Origin of the sequence: Streptomyces sp. NPDC101234 (assembly GCF_044767525.1) — a bacterium.
Classification (GTDB): domain Bacteria; phylum Actinomycetota; class Actinomycetes; order Streptomycetales; family Streptomycetaceae; genus Streptomyces; species Streptomyces sasae.
The window spans coordinates 369,843-388,991 of the sequence record NZ_JBIWOA010000001.1 but is presented as its reverse complement, the minus strand read 5'-3'; the positions used below and the strand labels follow the sequence as shown (position 1 = coordinate 388,991).

At 69.7% G+C, this 19,149-nt stretch carries 14 protein-coding genes; 7 read left to right on the top strand and 7 right to left on the bottom strand.

What is annotated here, in order from left to right; genetic code table 11:
- Position 1: 1 nt before the first annotated feature.
- From ACIRR9_RS01865 to ACIRR9_RS01855, 3 genes are read left to right on the top strand one after another with little or no spacing between them, the layout of a single operon-like run.
- The gene (locus ACIRR9_RS01865; protein ID WP_365340290.1) at positions 2-1,201 is read left to right on the top strand and encodes a toxic anion resistance protein; all 1,200 of its coding nucleotides are present in this window, start codon (positions 2-4) and stop codon (positions 1,199-1,201) included.
- Positions 1,198-2,727 carry a substrate-binding domain-containing protein gene (locus ACIRR9_RS01860; protein ID WP_403746513.1) on the top strand — a complete coding sequence of 510 codons (1,530 nt, stop codon included), beginning with the start codon at positions 1,198-1,200 and terminating at the stop codon, positions 2,725-2,727. The genes ACIRR9_RS01865 and ACIRR9_RS01860 overlap by 4 nt, the downstream gene beginning before the upstream one ends.
- A complete protein-coding gene (locus tag ACIRR9_RS01855; protein WP_403746510.1) occupies positions 2,714-3,316 on the top strand; it encodes a hypothetical protein in 603 nt (200 codons plus the stop codon). Before ACIRR9_RS01860 ends, ACIRR9_RS01855 begins: the two co-directional genes overlap by 14 nt.
- Before the next feature lie 303 nt (positions 3,317-3,619).
- Here the strand turns inward: ACIRR9_RS01855 and ACIRR9_RS01850 are convergent, their stop codons facing one another.
- Positions 3,620-5,443: a phosphoenolpyruvate carboxykinase (GTP) gene (locus tag ACIRR9_RS01850; protein ID WP_403746507.1), complete on the bottom strand. Its 1,824-nt coding sequence runs from the start codon at positions 5,441-5,443 to the stop codon at positions 3,620-3,622.
- A 352-nt stretch (positions 5,444-5,795) separates the two neighbouring features.
- Between ACIRR9_RS01850 and ACIRR9_RS01845 the strand changes: the two genes are divergently transcribed.
- From ACIRR9_RS01845 to ACIRR9_RS01830, 4 genes are all read left to right on the top strand, one after another.
- A complete protein-coding gene (locus ACIRR9_RS01845; RefSeq protein ID WP_384559735.1) occupies positions 5,796-6,512 on the top strand; it encodes a hemolysin III family protein in 717 nt (238 codons plus the stop codon).
- Positions 6,513-6,625: 113 nt separating this feature from the next.
- Positions 6,626-8,194: an MFS transporter gene (locus tag ACIRR9_RS01840; protein ID WP_403746504.1), complete on the top strand. Its 1,569-nt coding sequence runs from the start codon at positions 6,626-6,628 to the stop codon at positions 8,192-8,194.
- Positions 8,191-8,814 carry a TetR/AcrR family transcriptional regulator gene (locus ACIRR9_RS01835; RefSeq protein WP_403746502.1) on the top strand — a complete coding sequence of 208 codons (624 nt, stop codon included), beginning with the start codon at positions 8,191-8,193 and terminating at the stop codon, positions 8,812-8,814. Before ACIRR9_RS01840 ends, ACIRR9_RS01835 begins: the two co-directional genes overlap by 4 nt.
- 33 nt (positions 8,815-8,847) lie before the next feature.
- The gene (locus ACIRR9_RS01830; protein ID WP_403746501.1) at positions 8,848-9,573 is read left to right on the top strand and encodes a Mut7-C RNAse domain-containing protein; all 726 of its coding nucleotides are present in this window, start codon (positions 8,848-8,850) and stop codon (positions 9,571-9,573) included.
- A 90-nt stretch (positions 9,574-9,663) separates the two neighbouring features.
- Here ACIRR9_RS01830 and ACIRR9_RS01825 read toward each other — a convergent pair whose 3' ends face one another.
- The 6 genes from ACIRR9_RS01825 to ACIRR9_RS01800 all read right to left on the bottom strand — a co-directional run bounded on the left by ACIRR9_RS01825 (position 9,664) and on the right by ACIRR9_RS01800 (position 19,001).
- Positions 9,664-12,063, bottom strand: coding sequence for a galactose oxidase-like domain-containing protein (locus ACIRR9_RS01825; RefSeq protein WP_403746498.1), 2,400 nt, complete (start codon positions 12,061-12,063; stop codon positions 9,664-9,666).
- Positions 12,060-13,232, bottom strand: coding sequence for a glycosyltransferase (locus tag ACIRR9_RS01820; RefSeq protein ID WP_403746496.1), 1,173 nt, complete (start codon positions 13,230-13,232; stop codon positions 12,060-12,062). Before ACIRR9_RS01820 ends, ACIRR9_RS01825 begins: the two co-directional genes overlap by 4 nt.
- Positions 13,229-14,869 carry an ArnT family glycosyltransferase gene (locus tag ACIRR9_RS01815; RefSeq protein ID WP_403746493.1) on the bottom strand — a complete coding sequence of 547 codons (1,641 nt, stop codon included), beginning with the start codon at positions 14,867-14,869 and terminating at the stop codon, positions 13,229-13,231. The genes ACIRR9_RS01820 and ACIRR9_RS01815 overlap by 4 nt, the downstream gene beginning before the upstream one ends.
- The gene (locus ACIRR9_RS01810) at positions 14,866-16,134 is read right to left on the bottom strand and encodes a glycosyltransferase (protein ID WP_403746491.1); all 1,269 of its coding nucleotides are present in this window, start codon (positions 16,132-16,134) and stop codon (positions 14,866-14,868) included. Before ACIRR9_RS01810 ends, ACIRR9_RS01815 begins: the two co-directional genes overlap by 4 nt.
- A gap of 214 nt (positions 16,135-16,348) precedes the next feature.
- Positions 16,349-18,385 (bottom strand): thioredoxin domain-containing protein, encoded by a 2,037-nt coding sequence (locus ACIRR9_RS01805; RefSeq protein ID WP_403746488.1) that lies wholly within the window; start codon positions 18,383-18,385, stop codon positions 16,349-16,351.
- Entirely contained in the window at positions 18,366-19,001 is a 636-nt protein-coding gene (locus tag ACIRR9_RS01800; RefSeq protein ID WP_403746486.1) for an ArsR/SmtB family transcription factor, read from the bottom strand. The genes ACIRR9_RS01805 and ACIRR9_RS01800 overlap by 20 nt, the downstream gene beginning before the upstream one ends.
- Positions 19,002-19,149: the final 148 nt, after the last annotated feature.

Genomic DNA, 19,149 nt, shown 5'->3' with positions numbered 1-19,149 from the left:
GATGGTGCCGAGCGGCGGTGAGCACCCGCCCACCCTCAGCGGTGAGGACGTGTTCACGCTGACCCCGCCGGAGGCCGTCGCGCCCGTGCCGCGGGAGAAGGCCGGCGGACTCGTGCCCGTCGACGACGGCGTCCGTACGGACATGGCGCGCAAGGCCGACGACTACGTCCGAGGCCTCGCCGCCCTGGACGCACGGTCGCCGGAGTTCGCAAGCAAGGTCGGCGAGATCACCGGCCTCGGCGCCGGCGAGATGCGCACCGCCGCCTCGCAGTCCAACCGCATGCTGGAACGTGCGGTGCGCAGCCTGCCCGACAAGGGCGGCGACGCCCAGGCCAAGGTGGCCGGCTCGCTGGTCGAACTCCGCCGGGTCGTCGAGGACCTCGACCCGCGCGACCTGCCGACGGGCAAGGGCCGCAAGTTCCTCTCCCGGCTGCCGGGCGGGAACAGGCTCCGCGACCACGTCGCCAAGTACGCCTCAGCGCAGGGGACGTTGAACAAGATCGTGGGGTCGCTGCGCGGCGGCCAGGACGAACTCCGGCGGGACAACGCCGCGTTGCAGACCGAGCGGGTGCGGCTCTGGGAGACCATGGGCAAGCTCCAGGAGTACGTCGTCCTCACCCAGGCCCTGGACACCGCCGTGGAGCAGCACATCACCCGGCTCCCCGACCCCCAGGAGGCCGACGCCCTGCGGTCGGACGTGCTCTTCCCGGTCCGGCAGAAGCACCAGGACCTGCTCACCCAGCTCGCGGTGTCCGCACAGGGCTACCTGGCGATGGACGTCGTACGGCGCAACAACGACGAACTGATCAAGGGCGTCGAACGCGCCGCCACCACCACGGTCTCGGCGCTGCGGATCTCGGTGATGCTGGCCTCCGCGCTCGACAACCAGAAGAAGGTCATCGAGCAGGTCAACGCGTTGCGCGGGACGACCGAGGACCTCATCCGGGGCAATGCCGAGATGCTCGCGACCCAGAGCGGCGAGATCCAGCGCATCGCCGCCGACCCGGCCGTAGGCGTCGAGACCCTGCGCGCCGCCTTCCAGCAGATCTACCGCACCCTCGACGCCATCGACAGCTACAAGGCGCAGGCGACCGAGGCGATGGCCGGCACCGTCCAGTCCCTCACCGACGAACTCCAGCAGGCGAGCGCCTACTTGGCGCGCAGCCGCTCGAAGGGCGCACTGGAGGACGGCCTCGCATGAACAGACGCACGCTGCTCGCCCTCCTGGCGACGACGGCCGTCGTACTGACCGGCTGCACCTCCCAGGACCACGACGACGACTCCACGGCGCCGAAGCCCGGCACCCTCCGGGTCCTCGCCTCCTCCGAACTCAGCGACATGAGCGCCGTCTTCGACCGGGTCCGCAAGGACACCGGTGTCACGGTCCGTCCCACCTACATGGGCACCCTGGACGCCGTGGACCTGCTGGCCAAGGGGCAGGCGGACGGGAAGTACGACGCGCTCTGGCTGTCCTCCGACGACTATCTGCGGTTGCGCCCCGAGGCGGCGAAGAAGGTCGTCTCCGAGACCTCGATCATGTCCAGCCCGGTCGCGATCGGCGTGAAGACGGCCACCGTGCAGTCCCTCGGCTGGAAGCCCGCCGACGTCACCTGGTCCCGGATCGAGCAGGCCGTGGAAGCCGGGAAGCTGACGTACGGCATGACCGACCCGGCCCGCTCCAACTCCGGTTTCTCCACGCTGGTCTCGGTGGCCTCCGCGCTCTCCGGGGCCCAGTCGGCGCTCACGGACGGCGACGTCACCAAGGCGACCCCCCGGCTGAAGAGGTTCTTCAAGGGCCAGACCCTGACCTCGGGCTCCTCCGGCTGGCTGGCCTCGGCCTACAAGCGGCGCGGCAACGTCGACGCCCTGCTCAACTACGAGTCCGTCCTCATGGGCATCCCCGGCCTGACGGTGATCCGTCCGACCGACGGTGTGGTCACCGCCGACTACCCGCTCTCCTCCCTGGCCGCCACCTCCTCGGCCACCCGCGAGGACGTCCGCAAGGTGACGGAGGACCTGCGCACCACGGCCGTGCAGAGAATCGTCACGGACACCACGCACCGCCGCCCGGTGGTCGCCTCCGTCCCGCCCGCCTCCGGCCTGGACACGACCCGCCGCCGCGAACTCCCCTTCCCCGGCAGCCGGTCCGTGGCCGACGGGCTCATCTCGGCGTACGAGAACGACCTGCGCAGGCCCTCCCGCACGGTCTACGTCCTGGACACCTCGGGCTCGATGGAGGGCGACCGGCTCTCCCGCCTGAAGAAGGCCCTCACCGGCCTCACCGGCGACTTCCGCAACCGCGAGGAGGTCACCCTGATGCCGTTCGGCTCGGACGTGAAGAGCGTGAGCACCCACGTGGTCGACGACAAGGCCGACCTCGACGCGATCCGCAAGGACACCGACGCCCTGAACGCCGACGGCAACACGGCGATCTACACCTCTCTGGAGAAGGCGTACGCCCAGCTGAACCCCTCCCAGGACACCTTCACGTCGATCGTGCTGATGACCGACGGCGAGAACACCACGGGCGCCAAGGTCGGTGACTTCGACGACTTCTACGGCAAGCTCTCCGCCGACCGGCAGCAGATCCCCGTCTTCCCCATCCTCTTCGGCGACTCGTCCCGCGCCGAACTCCAGCACATCGCCGCCCTGACCGGCGGCCGTCTCTTCGACGGCCGGCAGGACTCCCTGGACGGCGCCTTCGAGGAGATCCGTGGCTACCAATAAGCTCCTCGGCTACCTGGAGTCCCGCAAGAACCTCACCGGCTCGGCGGGCGGCCTTCTCGGCCTGGTCCTGACCTTCACGGACGTGGCGGGCCCGTACTGGCCGGTGGTGGTGGCCGGCCTCTACGGCGCGGGCGCGCTGATCGCCCCGCCGGAACGCCCGCCGCTGCCGGACTTCCCCACCCCGTCGGCCCAGCTGGAGGAGGTCCGCGCCGACTTCCGCAAGCTGGAGACCTACCTGGCGGAGGTCGGCCTGCCGGCCTCCACCGAGGCCCGCCTGACCGAACTGACGGACCTGCTGACGGCGTTGCTGGACCCCGGGTGGGCCTCCGAACTGCTCGCCCAGGACCCCGAGGGCGTACACGTCCTCTCGCGGGCGGTACGGCAGGACATCCCGGAGGCGGTCGACAGCTTCGTACGGACAAGGTGGTGGACCCGCCTGACCCCCGGCCAGGAACCCCCCGAACGCCACTTGGAACGCCAGCTCACGGTCCTCAAGGAAGAGGCGGAGCACCTGGCAGCAGCCCTGAGGGACACAGAGGCCAGACGCCAGGAATCCCACACCCGCTACTTGGAAGAAAGGGGCAACTGAACGCCCCTGAAAAGGGGCGCGGGGCTGTGTCGATGTGCGGCTACCGCCGCGTGGGCGCGACCGGCCCCCACCGGCCGCAAGCCAAAAACGCACCCCCACAGGCGAAGGCCTGCCGCCGCCAGAGCTCCCGTCGGGGCGGACGGAAATAGGCGACGACAGGCCCACAAGCCCCGCACCCCATTGTGCGCGGCCTCGCCGGTTCACACCGCGGCCGGTCGTGACGATCGCTGGTCAGGGCACTCCCCCACTGCCTTAGGGGCGTGGGAGGTACCCCCAGGACCGGCCGCGGAGATCGAACGGGAGTTATCCCAGCCGCTCGACCAGCGCCTGGTACTCGTCCCACAGCTCCTTCGGCGTGTGCTCACCGAAGGTGTTGAGGTGGTCGGGGATCAGCGAGGCCTCCTCCCGCCAGACCTCCTTGTCGACGGTCAGCAGGAAGTCGAGGTCGCTGTCGGCCAGGTCGAGGCCGTTGGTGTCCAGGGCCTCGCGCGTCGGGAGGACACCGATCGGCGTCTCCACACCGGCCGCCTTGCCGTCCAGCCGCTCCACGATCCACTTCAGGACACGGGAGTTCTCGCCGAAGCCCGGCCAGACGAACTTGCCCTCGTCGTTCTTGCGGAACCAGTTGACGTAGTAGATCTTCGGCAGCTTGGCCGCGTCCGCGGACTGGCCGACCTTGATCCAGTGGGCCATGTAGTCGCCCATGTTGTAGCCGCAGAACGGCAGCATGGCGAACGGGTCGCGGCGCAGCTCGCCGACCTTGCCCTCGGCGGCGGCGGTCTTCTCCGAGGCCACGTTCGCCCCCAGGAACACGCCGTGGTTCCAGTCGAAGGACTCGGTGACCAGCGGTACGGCGCTGGCCCGGCGGCCGCCGAAGAGGATCGCCGAGATCGGCACGCCCTTCGGGTCCTCCCACTCCGGCGCGATGATCGGGCACTGCGCGGCGGGGACGGTGAAGCGGGCGTTGGGGTGGGCGGCGGGCTCCGCGGACTCCGGGGTCCAGTCCCGGCCCTTCCAGTCGGTGAGGTGGGCGGGCGTCTCCTCGGTCATGCCCTCCCACCAGATGTCGTCGTCGTCGGTGAGAGCGACGTTGGTGAAGACGGCGTTGCCCCAGAGCGTCTTCATCGCGTTGGCGTTGGTGTGCTCACCGGTGCCGGGCGCGACGCCGAAGAAGCCGGCCTCGGGGTTGATCGCGTAGAGGCGGCCGTCCGCGCCGAACCGCATCCAGGCGATGTCGTCGCCGATGGTCTCGACGGTCCAGCCGGAGACGGTGGGCTCCAGCATGGCGAGGTTCGTCTTGCCGCAGGCGCTCGGGAAGGCCGCGGCGACGTACTTGGACTCGCCCTGCGGAGGCGTGAGCTTGAGGATCAGCATGTGCTCGGCGAGCCAGCCCTCGTCGCGCGCCATGACGGAGGCGATGCGCAGGGCGTAGCACTTCTTGCCGAGCAGGGCGTTGCCGCCGTATCCGGAGCCGTAGGACCAGATCTCGCGCGACTCGGGGAAGTGCGAGATGTACTTGGTCTGGTTGCACGGCCAGGGGACGTCCGCCTCGCCCTCCGCGAGCGGGGCGCCGAGGGTGTGCACGGCCTTCACGAAGAAGCCGTCGTCGCCGAGTTCGTCGAGGACCGCCTGGCCCATGCGCGTCATCGTGCGCATGGAGACGGCGACGTACGCGGAGTCGGTGATCTCCACGCCGAGCGCGGAGAGCGGGGAGCCGAGGGGGCCCATGCAGAACGGGACGACGTACATCGTCCGGCCCTTCATCGAGCCGCGGAACAGGCCCTTCTCGCCGGAGAAGATCTCCCGCATCTCGGCGGGGGCCTTCCAGTGGTTGGTCGGGCCCGCGTCCTTCTCCTGCTCGGAGCAGATGAAGGTGCGGTCCTCGACCCGGGCGACGTCGGTCGGGTCGGAAGCCGCGTAGTAGGAGTGGGGGCGCTTGATCGGGTCGAGCTTCTTGAAGGTGCCCTTCGCCACGAGCTCTTCGCACAGTCGCTCGTACTCGGCCTCGGATCCGTCACACCAGACCACGCTGTCCGGTTGCGTCAGTTCGGCGATCTCGTTGACCCACGAGATCAGTTCCTGATGGTTGGTGGGGATGACGGTGGGAGCCGCGATGTCGCGCGCCACGATTGCTCCTAAATGAGGGATTTTTGATCTTGCGGCCCTGTTTCAGGCCTTGTTGCCCCGTGGGGGCTGCGACCCGGATGCTTCGTAGCCGCTCATCCGGTGCCGACCGCACTCATTTGATCCTCCGACTCGATCTCCCATCTGTCCAGAGGGAGTCACAGATGAGCGACGTGAGGAAGGCCACGGTTTCCGTGTTTTCCTGCGTTTCTTTGCGTCCACGTTGAGTTCAACTGGAGATCTTTTTGCACGCCCCTGCCTGTGCAACAGGCGGGCATGAGACGATGAGTGCGGTCGAGTGGTCGTCGTGCCGTACTGACGCGTAACCTACGGTTCCGTAGGTACGATGCGAGACATGACTGCGTCCGCCCCCGACGCGCCCTCGGAACCGCCGGCCGCCGGCCGTGGCTCCTCGGCGCTGTCCTCCCTGTCGCACCAGGTCAAGCCCAAGTTGCGCGGCTGGCTGCATCTGGGCATGTTCCCGGCCGTACTGATCGCGGGCCTCGTCCTCACCGCCCTCGCCGACTCACCGCGCGGCCGCATCGCCTGCGGGATCTACGTCCTGACGGCATGCCTGCTGTTCGGCGTGAGCGCGCTGTACCACCGGGGCAACTGGAGTCCGCGCATGGACGGCATCCTGCGCAGACTCGACCACGCCAACATCTTCCTGATCATCGCGGGCACCTACACACCCCTGACCCTGCTGCTCCTGCCCGGGGCGAAGGGGCTGTGGCTGCTGTGGGGCATCTGGGGCGCCGCGGCCGCCGGCATCGTCTTCCGGGTGTTCTGGGTCGGCGCCCCGCGCTGGCTGTACACGCCCTGCTACATAGCGATGGGCTGGGCGGCGGTCTTCTTCCTGCCCGACTTCATGCGCACCGGCGGTATCGCGGTCCTGGTCCTGGTGATCGTCGGCGGCCTGCTCTACAGCGCCGGCGGCGTGATCTACGGCATCAAGCGCCCGAACCCGTCACCGCGCTACTTCGGCTTCCACGAGGTCTTCCACTCGCTCACGCTGGCCGCGTTCGTCGTCCACTACGTGGGGATCTCCCTGGTGGCGTACCAGCACGCATAGCTCCACCGCCCCTCCTTCGAGTGGCCACGGCTCCCGAGCCGTGGCCACTTTTTCATGCCCTGACATCGACTCCCCATTGACAGTCTCTAGATTTTGAGAGCTACTCTCATTTCATGGCTACTGTCACTCAGCTTGAAGAGACACAGCAGAACCCCCGCCGCTGGTGGGCCCTGGGCGCCCTGGTCGCGAGCATGCTGGTGCTCGGCTTCGACATGACGATCCTCAACGTGGCGCTGCCGACCATGGCCGAGCAGCTCGGCGCCACGACCGGCCAGCAGCAGTGGATGGCCGACGCCTACGTGGTCGTCTTCGCGTCGCTGATGCTCCCGGCCGGCCTCCTCGGCGACCGCTTCGGCCGCCGCCGGATGCTCATCACCGGCCTCGCGGTCTTCCTGGCCGGGTCCGTGATCGGCGCCCTCGCCGGCGATGTGAACTGGGTGATCGCCGCCCGCGCGGTGATGGGCGTCGGCGCGGCACTGGTGATGCCGCTGGCGCTGTCCGTACTGCCCTCGCTGTTCGGACCGGCCGAGCGCACCCGGGCCGTCGGCATCATCTCCGCCGCCTCCGCGCTCGGCCTGCCGCTCGGCCCGATCATCGGCGGCTGGCTGCTCAACCACTTCTGGTGGGGCTCGGTCTTCCTGATCAACGTCCCGATGGTCGCGATCGGTGTCACCGCCTGCGTCTTCCTGCTCCCCGAGACCAGCGACCCAGCCTCCCCCAAGGTCGACGCCCTCTCCACCGCGCTCACCGCGACCGGCCTCGGCGCCCTGATCTACGCGATCATCGAGGCCCCCGACCGCGGCTGGGGCGACCCTCTGGTCATCGCCCTCTTCGCGGCGGCCGTGCTCCTGGTCGCGGGCCTGGTGCTGCGCGAACGCCAGGTCGACCGCCCCATGCTCGACATGGAGCTCCTCACCCACCGCGGCTTCCTGCTCAACGCCCTCGCGGCCACGCTCGTGATGTTCGTGCTGTCCGGCCTGATGTTCGTACTGCCCCCGTACCTCCAGGCGGTCCTCGGCAACGACGCCTTCGGTACCGGTCTGCGCCTGCTGCCCATGATGGGCGGGCTGATGATCGCCGCACGGGCCGCCCAGCCCATCGTGGCCCGCTTCGGTTCACGCGCCGTGGTCAGCGCGGGCCTGGTCGTGCTCGCCTTCGCCGCCCTCCTCGGCAGCCGTACGACCGTCCACGACGGCTACGGCTACACCGCCCTGTGGCTGTCCGTCGCCGGCCTCGGCTTCGGCTTCTCCGTCGTGCCCTCCATGGACGGCGCCCTCGCCGCACTGCCCGCCAACCGGGCCGGCAGCGGCTCCGGACTGCTGATGACCCTGCGCCAGGTCGGCGGCGCGATCGGTATCGCCCTGCTCGGCAGCCTGCTGGCCAGCACCTTCCGCGACCGCCTGGACGTGACCGGCCTGCCCGCCCCGCTCGGCCACACCGCCGGCGAGTCCGTCGTCGCCGCCCACCTGGTGGCCGCGAAGACCGGCTCCACCCACCTCGCCGCCTCCGCGAACGCCTCGTACGTCCACGGCATGGGCCTGGTCCTGATGGTCTGCGGGATCGCCGCGCTCGTCACCGCACTGCTGGCCGCCGCGTTCCTGCCCAACACACCGACCGCCCACCGCACCGAAGGGAACGAGGACCCGGCCGTGGCCCCCGCCACCGCCGATGCCGGACAATGACCAGCATGACGGCACCGCACACCTCCCCCACGCTCGGCCTGCGCGAACGGAAGAAGATCAAGACCCGCGAGGCGATCCGCACCGCGATGTACACGCTGGTCGAGGAGCAGGGGTATGACGCGACGACGATCGAGCAGATCGCGGAGCGGGCCGAGGTGTCGCCCTCGACGGTCTTCCGGTACTTCCCGACCAAGGAGGACATCGTCCTCACGGACGAGTACGACCCGATCATCATGGAGGAGCTCCGGTCCCGGCCCGCCGACGAGCCCTGGCCGGACTCCCTCCGCCATGTGATGCACCGGGCGATCACCCTGGGCATGAAGGACCCGCACGCGGTCTCCAGGCTGCGCACCCGGCTGATGGTCGAGGTCCCCGCGGTGCGCTCCCGGATGATGGAGAGCATGTCGGAGACCGGCCGGATGCTCTGCCAGGCCATCGGCGAACGCACCGGCCGCGACCCGGAGAGCCTTGAGGTCCGGGTCTACGCGATGTCCATCGTCGGCGGCCTGATGGAGACCTCGATGTACTGGGCGGAACAGGACCACGAGCCCGACTTCGACGCCCTCGTCGACCGTGCCCTCAACGTCATCGAGCACGGCCTGCCCCCCGAAAACCACTGAGGTCACGGCCGTCTCCCGTGCCATCCTGACCAGGTGAACACCGCCGAGATCCACGTCGAAGTCGCCCCCGAGCTCGCCCTGTTCGTCCCGCACGCCCGCCGCGTGGGCGTCCACCCGCTCGCCGTCGACGGCGTCTCGACACTGGGTCACGTGATCGAGTCCCTGGGCGTCCCCCTCACCGAGGTGGGCGCCCTGGTCGTGGACGGCCGCGAGGTCCCCGTCGCCCACATCCCGGCGCACGGCGAGCGGGTGACCGTACGCCCGGTCGCCCGCCCCCAGCACGTCCCCGGCGCCCCGCTCCGCTTCCTCCTCGACGTCCACCTCGGCACCCTGGCCCGCCGCCTCCGCCTCCTCGGCGTGGACACGGCGTACGAGTCGACGGACATCGGCGACCCGGCCCTCGCGACCCGCTCGGCGACGGAGCAGCGCGTGCTGCTCAGCCGCGACCGGGGCCTCCTGCGCCGCCGCGAACTCTGGGCGGGCGCCTACGTCTACAGCACCCGCCCCGACGACCAACTCCACGACATCCTCGACCGGTTCCGCCCCGAACTACGGCCCTGGACCCGGTGCACGGCCTGCAACGGCCTGCTGAGGCAGGCGACCAAGGACGAGGTGGCGGAGCAGCTGAAGGGCGGCACGGAGAGGTCGTACGACGTCTTCGCACAGTGCGAGGAGTGCGGCCGGGCCTACTGGAAGGGCGCGCACCACGACCAACTGGAGGAGATCGTGAAGCGCGCCCTTGCTTCTCAACGCCCCTGACCGAAGCGCCCCTTCAGGGGCGCTGGGGGTACCCCCGGCCGAAGGCTGGGGGAGGAACTGCGCGACCAGCCCCCACACGCCCGCAGACGACTAACGACGCACATCCCCCTTCCCACAGGCGACGCCGTCCCGATTCCGGTCAAGGCCCAGCGGATCGTCCTGCCCGTTGACTTCCAACCGCCCGTAGTGGTTCTGCCGAAGCCAAGCGCAGCGAGCCGCCGCCGTCTTCTTCACCCCCGGCGGAAACACCGTCGGCACACACACGTTGACCGACCCGTAGTGCCGATCGCACCCGGAGATGGTCGTACTGACCGGCTGCGAGGTGCGCTTCTTCCCGGCCCCCGAGGTCTTCCCCGAGAGGGAGTCGGCGAAGGCGTGCACATGCGGGCTCGCGTCCGCGCTCAGCGCGGCCGGCCCCTGCAGATGCACCCACTTGGCCACCGACGGCACCCCGTTCGCGTCGACGGCGAACAGCATGTACCACCCGGGCGGGGCCACGTCCGGGTTGCTCGTCACGTTCAGGTCGACGTTGTCGCCGTCGACGGACAGCGGCAGGTCGACGAAGCGCTGGTTCGGGTCGGAGGAGTGGGTGACGGCCGCCGGGCGGATCAACTCGGCCTTGACGATGGGGTGGTCGACCGTGATCCGCTGGGTGTCGCCGTAGTGCCACTCCGTGTTGATCATCGAAGTGATCGTCGGACGCTCGCCCTTGAGAAGGTAGGGCGGGGTGTAGATCGACACGTTGTGGTTCCAGGTGCCGTTGCCCGGGTTGTCACCGGTGGCCATCACCCGGCCGTCGGGCAGCAGGAACGCGGACGAATGGTAGCCACGGGCCTGGGGGTCGGCGGCCACCGGGTCGAAGGTGTTGCTGTCGGGGTCGTAGATCGAGGCCTCGTAGACCGGGTTGGCCCGGTTGTGCAGTCCGCCACCGGTCTCCAGCACCTTGCCGTCGGGCAGCAGTACGGCGGAGACGTACATCTTGCCCTGGCCGCCGGTCTCGGGGACCGGGCCGTTGCCCAGGTCGACCGTCCCCTGCGGGATCTGCGGCCCGGCGACGTAGGACGGGTTGGCCTGCTTGAGGTCGATGATGTCGGTGAGGCGGTTGGCGTCCGGATTGGTGTCGATGTTGCCGCCGCCGATGGTGAGCACCTTCTGGTCCTGCGCCGGGGGCAGCAGCACGCTCGCCGACTGGTCGCGCTGGTCCTTGTTCTGCAGGCCCGGGACCTGGGTGATGGTGTTGGCGCCGTAGTCGTAGATCGCCGAGCCGGTCCCCGGGATGTTGTTGCCGAAGACATGGCTGCCGGAGTAGAAGAGCCGGCCGTCCTGCATCAGGATCATCGACGGGTACAGGCCCCAGTACGACCAGGTCTGGTTGACCTGCCACAGCGCCAGCCACTTCTGCTCGGCGTCCGACCAGTACTCGGCGGTCACCGATCCGGTCGAGTCCTCGCGCAGGCCGCCGAAGGAGATGACGTCACCGTTGCCGAGTTCGGTCGCCGACGGGTACCAGTGGCCGTCGTTCAGGTCGTTCGTCCTGCTGTAGGTCTCGGTGACCGGGTCGAAGATGTACGAGTCCTTGTAGCCCTCGTAGCCGTGCGAGCCGTCCGCCGCCGGGAACGCCTTGTTGCCGCTCAGCACGAGGACACGCCCGTCCTGCAGCTGGATGTGGCCCGAGCAGAACATGTCCTTCGGCGTCGGGATGACCTTGTACGTGCCGTTCGCCGGGTCGTACACCGCGCTGGTGAAGGTGCCCGCGTCGAAGTTCTCTTCGCTGTTGCCGGAGCCCGCGATCAGCAGCACCTTGCCGTTGTTGAGGACGACGGAGTGCATGGAGCGGACCGGGTTCTGCGTGGGCAGCACGTCCCAGCGGCCGTTGGCACACTCGTCCGCGGTGCCCGTGCAGGTCGCGGGCGGGACCGGGTCGGCCACCTGCTCCATGGTGTAGTCGTCGGTGGTCGCCGAGCCGGTGCCGTAGACGGAGACACCCCAGGTGATGCGGTCGGTGCCGTCCGGGACCTGGGGCGTGCGGACCGTGGCCTGCGTCCAGTCCCCTTGCATCTCAAGGGTCTTGAGGTCGGTCCAGTACTGCCAGCCGGCGGTGGCGTCGTGCCGGAACAGGGTGATGTTCGCGTCCGGCGTGGTCGTCTTGTACCAGAGCCCGAGGTCGTACTGCTTGCCCACGGTCACGGTCGGCGCGCAGTCGGAGGTCTCCAGGATCATGGCCTTGCGGTCGCCGTCGACCCGCCGGGTCAGCGTGACCTTCATGGCCTTGGCCCCGGAGTGGGCGTCCGAGGTGGTCTCGAAGGTGAAGTCGTTGTCGCCCCAGCCGGACTTCTCCCAGCAGTACGGCATGCCGTCCGTGCCGGCGGTCTCGAAGCCCGGATCGGTGATGAGGTTGGCGGCCTGGGCGGGCTGCGGTGCGGCGAGCAGCAGTCCGGCGGTCAGGGCGCCCACCCCGAGCAGGGCCGTCCTTCTTCTGTGCGGTCTCACGCGGCTCTCCTTGCGTCCTTCTTGCGGCGCGGCAGATACACCAGCGCCTCCGTCCCCAAAAACCGCAGCACGAACGTCGTCACCAGCGCGAGCGCGGTCGCGGACAGCGCGCCCATCCCGAACCGGTCGACGAACAGGGCGATCAGCGGGATGCGCAGCACCAGGTCGGCGTTGGCGAGCAGCGCGAACCGGCCGCCCCGGTCCCACCAGCGGCGATGGGCCCGCCGGTCGCGGAACAGCAGGTGTTCGATGAGGACGAAGTTCCAGGCGACGCCGAGCTGGTTGGCGAGGATCTCGGCGGGGACGTAGTGCAGGCCGAGGCGGGTCAGCGCCCACAGCCCCACCAGGTTGGGCACGAAGCCGCTCAGCCCGATCAGCCCGAAGCCGACCATGCGGGCGACCGGCGAGGCGGTGCGCAGTCCGGCCAGATGACGCAGGAAGCGCAGGCCCTCCTGCGCGGTCGACTTGGACTCCCCGGCGAACCGGTCCTGGAAGACGAAGGGGACTTCCGCGACCTGCCGGGGCCTGCTCCTGACCGCCAGCTCAAGGAGGATCTTGTAGCCCAGCGGCTTCAGCACATCCGCCGTGACCGCGCTCCGCCGGATCGCGAAGAAGCCGCTCATCGGGTCGCTGATGCCGTGCAGCCTGCGCGGGAACAGGGACTTGGTCAGCCAGGTCGCCCCGCGTGAGACGGCCACCCGGTAGCTGCCGGCGAGCCCGGCCCGGCTGCCGCCCTTGATGTACCGGGAAGCGACGACGAGTCCGGCGTGGCTGCGCTCCCCCGTGGCCACCAACTCCGGTACCAGGGACGGCGGATGCTGGCAGTCGCCGTCCATGACGACGATCCAGTCCGAGGTGGCCGCCCGCAGCCCCTCCACCACGGCCCCGCCCAGACCGCCCACCGGCTCCTCCCGGTGCAGCACGGTCACCGGGAACGGACAGTCCTGCGCGGCCTGTCGGATGACCTCGGGGGTGTCGTCGGTGGAGTCGTCGACGAAGACGACCTCGCAGGGCAGCCGCGCGGGCACCGACTCGGTGATCTGGTGCAGCAACCGCCGTACGTTCCCGGACTCGTTGAAGGTCGGTACGACGATGGTGACGGCGCCCGGCTCGGGCACCTCGGTGGCCTTCAATCCCGGTACCGGGACGGTGTACTCGTGGCCGCTCAACGGGCACCCCCTGCGATCTGCCGGATCTCGATGCGGTCGGCGCCGGTGCCGAAGACGGCGACCGGGGTGGAGTGCCGGAGCGCGGCCCTGACGTTGGGCAGGTCGCGGGCGTCCCGTCGTACCGTCGGGGAGGCGACCACGTAGTCGAGGTCACGCCAGCCGTGCGGCAGGGTCTTGGTGACGGCCGGGTCGAGGTCGGCCTTGTAGAACCAGATGACGCCGAGGCCGGGCCGGTAGCCCTCGTGGACGAGGTCCAGCCAGAGCGCGTCGTCGACGAGGACGCGGGTGTCGGCGGGGTCGGCGACCTTGCTGCCGAGCCACTTCGAGGCCTGCCGGTAGGGCGCGTTGGCGTCGGCCGTGACGGCGGTGCGATCGCCGTCGTACCACTTCGGTACGACGTACGCCCCGGCGGCGAGGGCGAGTACCACGGCCAGCGCGTACCGGCCGCCGGTCACCGCGCGTCTCTCGCCCTCGGCGCGCCATCTGCGCAGCGTGGCGTGCGCGACGGACGCGGTGGCGCCGGCGAGGACGAGGGCCAGGAAGGGCAGCGCGCCGATGATGTACATCGCGGGCAGATAGCCGCCCGGGCGCAGGGCGACGGCGGCCAGGATGACCACGGCGAGCGCCGGGCCGGCGAGGGCGCGGGCGGTGACCGACCAGCGGTGGACGACGAGAAGCAGCAGGGCGCCGCCGAGGCCGCCGAGGGGCAGCACCCGGTCGTAGTACAGCCAGGAGTGCAGCACGCCGTAGGAGCCGGAGGAGCTGTCCAGAATGAAGCCCGAACCCGGCCTGGACATCTGGTACTTGATGCCGTCCCAGAGCGATACATGGCCGGCGCCGGGCAGCAACTCGCCCTTGAGGAGGGCGAAGAGGGGGTACGACAGTCCGGCCATGGTGCAGGCGGTGACGGCACCGGTGAGGGCGAACTTACGGGTGTCGGCGTGCCCGTGGCGCCACATGGTGACCAGCAGGGCCGGGAGGACGACGAGCATCGTCTCCTTGGTCAACACCCCGGCCGCCGCGGCGAGTCCGGCGCCGAAGTGGTGCCAGAGGTGGCGGCTGGGCGAGGCGGCGAGGCAGAAGGCCAGCAGCAGCCACATCACGGCGATGTTGTCGAGGAAGATCTCGCGCTGCAGGACGACGGAGAGCGGTGAGAGCCCGAAGAGGGCCATGCCGAGGCCGGCCGCCCAGCGGGGCAGCGAGAGGCGGCGGCCGAGGACGTAGACGAGGACCGCACTGACCGCGCTGACCAGCAGCATCGCCACGCGCATGGAGCCGACGGTCATCAGGCCGGGGTCGAGGGCGGAGGGTATCCAGGTGAGCAGGGCTATCTGGATCCAGCCGAGCGGCGGGTGGTCGTACCAGTAGGTGTAGTGGGCGAGGCCCCGGCCCTCCTGGACGGCCCAGGCCTGGGCGAGGTAGGTGCCCTCGTCGTCGCTGAGGGTCGGGTAGTCGGCGATGTTCCAGCCCTGGACGGCGAGGATCACGAGCAGCAGGACGGCGCAGAGGAGCAGGTCGGGGCGGGAGGACCGGAGCCGGAGCGGCGGGGACGTTCGGCCGGTCGAACCCGCTGTGGGCGCAGGCCGGCGCTGCGCGGGGACCGTCGGAGTGGTCACCGCGGGAAGGGTGGAGGTCACGCGGGTACGTCCTCTCGGATCGGCTCGGCCGCGGTGAGGTGCGCGCCGACGTGCGTGGTCAACTCCCAGTCGTTGCGGCCGCGTTGTTCGCGCCACACTGCGCGGATCGCCGCTCCGGCGAGGAGGACCTGGTAGAAGGGGCCGCCGACGACGAGCTTCGCGTAGTGGACGAAGCGGACCCGCAGCCCGTACTGCTTGCCGAAGTCGTGCAGGCCGACCACCTCGAAGACAAAGGTGACGGCGGCGGTGACCAGCGGCAGGAAGGTGAGGAAGGCGACGCCGACCGGAACGTCGAGGAAGAGGGCGACCGCCGCGTTCAGCGGGATGATCACGCCGGAGAAGGCCTGCAGGAACGGTGTCATCAGGGTGTACCGGGCGAGCAACCGCTGCCCGAAGCCGGGGAGTTGCTGCCAGTCCTTCTTCCGGTAGACCTGGAGGAAGCCCTGGTTCCAGCGGGTGCGCTGCTTGAGCAGCGACATGAGGGAGCCCGGGGTCTCCTCACGGGTCACCATGTCGGAGTCGTAGGCGACGACGACCTTCTTGCCGACGCTCGACAGCCGGACGCCCAGGTCGCAGTCCTCCGCGAGGCAGTCGGGATCCCAGCCGTCGGCCTCCCTGAGCACGGTCGTCCGTACGAAGACGGTGTTGCCGCCGAGCGGGATGAACCCTTTCTGCGCATGCAGATGCAGCCGGGACCGGAACCAGAAGAAGTACTCCAGGCAGTTGCGCAGGCTGTACCAGCTGGAGTGGAAGTTGATGAGCTGGACGCCCCCTTGGACGACGTCCGCGTCCGTGGTGCGGAAGGCGTGGTCGACATGGGCGAGCAGCGCAGGGTGGACCTGGTCCTCGGCGTCGAAGACCCCGACGACATCGCCGCGGCAGTGCGGCAGCGCCGTGTTCATGGCCTTCGGCTTGTTCTTCTTCTCGTGCGTGTCGACGACGACCCGGACACGCGGGTCACGCCTGGCGGCCGCTTCCGCGACCGCCGTGGTCTCGGGATCGTCGTGCCCGACGATGACGATGATCTCGAAGTCGGTGTGTGTGGACTCCAGCAGCCGCTGGATGGTGTGGTCGAGCACGGCCTGTTCGTGCCGCGCGGGCAGCAGCAGCGAGAACGACAGGTGTTCACCGCCGTCGGGTCTACCGAACCGGGTGGAGGCGAGCACTTCGGGCGTACGCCACGCGTGCATCTGCCACCACAGGGTGAAGGCCGCCATCCAGAACAAGGCGAGCGAGACGGCCGCGACGAGGACAGACGTCAGCAAGAGAAGATCCCCCCAGATCCCGAAACCCCCTGTGCGCAACGGCGAGTGACAGCCGTCGCGCCCTTGTGGAGAACCTAGGGGGGATCTGTGAAGCGCAACCCCCGATCCGATAAACAGCATGTTTCGGAACGGTGGTGCCGCAAGCGGTATCTATCAGAACAGGGGTGCATTTGCGGTCAGTTGCACCCCTGGCGAGCGACCCTCCCCGACAACTTCAGCCCCCGAGAGCCGATTTCAGCCGTTCAGGGTCGGTGGTCGGAGCGTCGCAGGTGAAGTTGCGGCAGACGTAGGCGGCCGCCTCCCCGCCGACGAGCGGCCGCCCTTCGAGCAGCGGGAACTCGTCGCTCTCCGGAGTTCCCACAGCCACGACCGCGCCGGGGGCGGTGCCCAGAAGTGCCGTGCGGTGCAGGGTGGCCGTCTCTTTGTCCTGCGCTCCCGGTCCGACGATCGCCACCTCGCGCGGCCCGTCGAGCAGCGCCTCGGCCACGGCGAGCCCCCACCCGACGAAGCGCGGCACCCGCGGCCCGAGCGTCCTGACGACCCCCAACGCCCTTTCCGCCGCGGTGCGATGAGGTTCCGAGCCGGTGTGGGCCGCATAGCTCAGCAGGGCGCCCGCGGCGGCGGTCCACCCGGAGGGCGTGGCGTTGTCGGTCGGGTCCTGGGGGCGGCGGATGAGCTGTTCGGCGTCGGAGGCGGTGTCGTAGAGGGCGCCGGTCTCCGGGTCGGTGAAGCGGGCCAGGACATGGTCGAGGAGGAGGCCGGCGAACTCCAGCCAGACGCCCTCGCCGGTCACGGACGCGAGCGCGAGGAAACCCTCGGCGACATCGCCGTAGTCCTCCAGGACGCCCGCGTTGGCGCCGGCCTTGCCGTCCCGGCTGGTGCGGGCGAGCCGTGCGTGGTCGTCGAGATGCAGCCGTACGAGGAGGTCGGCGGCGCCGACGGCGGCCTCGACCAGGTCGGGGCGGTCGAAGTAGGCGCCGGTCTCGGCGAGCGCGGCGACGGCGAGGCCGTTCCAGGCGGCGACGACCTTGTCGTCACGGCCGGGGGCGGGGCGCTGTGCTCGCGCGGCCAGCAGCCGCTGCTTGACGGACTCGATCCGCTCGGCGTCGAAGACACCTTCCTGCTGCGGGAGTTGGAGGACGGACTGACCGTGTTCGAAGGTGCCCTCTTCGGTGACCCCGAAGTACTGGGCCGCCAGGTGCGCGTCCTCATCGCCCAGTACCTCGGCGAGCTGCGCGGGCGTCCAGACGTAGTACGCGCCCTCGACATGCTTCCCGGTCCCGGTCCCGTCGTCGCTGTCGGCGTCGAGGGCGGAGGCGAACCCGCCCTCGCCGGTGCGCAGTTCACGGACCATGAAGTCGGCGGTCTCCAGAGCAACCCGGCGGGCCAGCTCGGACCCGGTGGCCCGCCACAGGTGGGCGTACGCCCGGCACAGCAGGGCGTTGTCGTACAGCATCTTCTCGAAGTGCGGCACGACCCAGTCGCGGTCGACGGAGTAGCGGGCGAAGCCGCCGCCGAGCTGGTCGTAGATACCGCCGCGGGCCATCCGCTCACAGGTGTCCACGGCCATCTGCAGCGCGCCTTCGGAACCGGTCCGGGCGTGGTGGCGCAGCAGGAACTCGACGACCATGGACGGCGGGAACTTGGGCGCACCACCGAATCCGCCGCGCTGCGCGTCGTACTCACGGGTGAGCCCCAGCAGGGCCCCGGCGAGTTCCTGCTCGCCGGGCGGCCGGTCGCCCTGATAGCTGATCTCCCGCTCGGCGAGATCACGGACGATCTTCCCGGCGACCTCGGAGACCTCGTCCCGCCGGTCGGCCCAGGCGGCCCGGACCCCCTCCAGAACCTGCCGGAAGGAGGGCATGCCGTGACGCGGGGCGGGCGGGAAGTAGGTGCCGAAGTAGAAGGGTTCGGCATCGGGCGTCAGAAACACGGTCATGGGCCAGCCGCCCTGCCCGGTGGCCGCCTGCACGGCCTCCATGTAGACGGCATCGACGTCCGGCCGCTCCTCGCGGTCGACCTTGATGTTGACGAAGTGCTCGTTGAGGTAGTCGGCGGTAGCCCGGTCCTCGAAGGACTCGTGAGCCATGACATGGCACCAGTGGCAAGAGCTGTACCCGACGCTCAGCAGGACGGGTTTGTTCGCGGCCCGAGCGGCCTCGAAGGCTTCGGCCGACCAGGGCCACCAGTCGACGGGGTTGTCGGCGTGCTGGAGGAGGTACGGGGACGTCTCATGGGCCAGTCGGTTCACCCTCCCACTCTCCCACGGGGTCGGGGGCGGCGTAGAAGCGCACGTTGACCCGGCGCGCCCCCTCGGGGACGGCGTCTTCGGGGTGGCCGTAGCGGTCCAGGAGTTCCTTGTAGGCGCGTACGAAGTCGTGGAGGTCGCTCTTCGTCATCCAGGTGCCGGTGCGCTGGACCTGGGCCCAGCCCTGCGGGCCCCGGTACTCCTGGTGGGCGCGGCGGAACAGCCGGGTGTCCATCTCGATCTTCAGCAGGGCGAGTTGCTCGGCCGCGGCGTACTCCTCCTGCGTCATCGTCGCAGGGTCGGGCGTGGTGTGGCTGAAGGGCAGGCTCCGCCACCAGCGCTCGCGCCCGCCCGACTTCTCCGGGATCTCCTCGATGAGCCGCTGCTCGGCGAGTTTGCGCAGGTGGTAGCTGGTGGTGCCGGAGCTCTCGCCGAGTTCGCGGGCGAGCACGGTGGAGTTCGCCTCGCCGTGCCGGCCGAGGTAGTCGAGGATCCGGCGGCGCAGCGGGTTGCCGAGGGACTTGTAGAGGGCGGTGCGTTCGAGGCTGGTCATTTCGGCGTGTTCGGCGGGTGCGGCGGGCTCGGGTTCTCCGGCCGTCCGGGGCGTGCCGTCGGTCATGTCGTCACCGTAACCCTGAGAACCCCGAGAAGTCCCTGATATCTGCCGAATTTTCTTTGCAGAATTTTCTCTGCGATCTAGCGTGGGGGCATGGCGGATCGAGGCATGACGGATCGAGGCATGGCGGAGCACCAGAAAGATCCGCGGA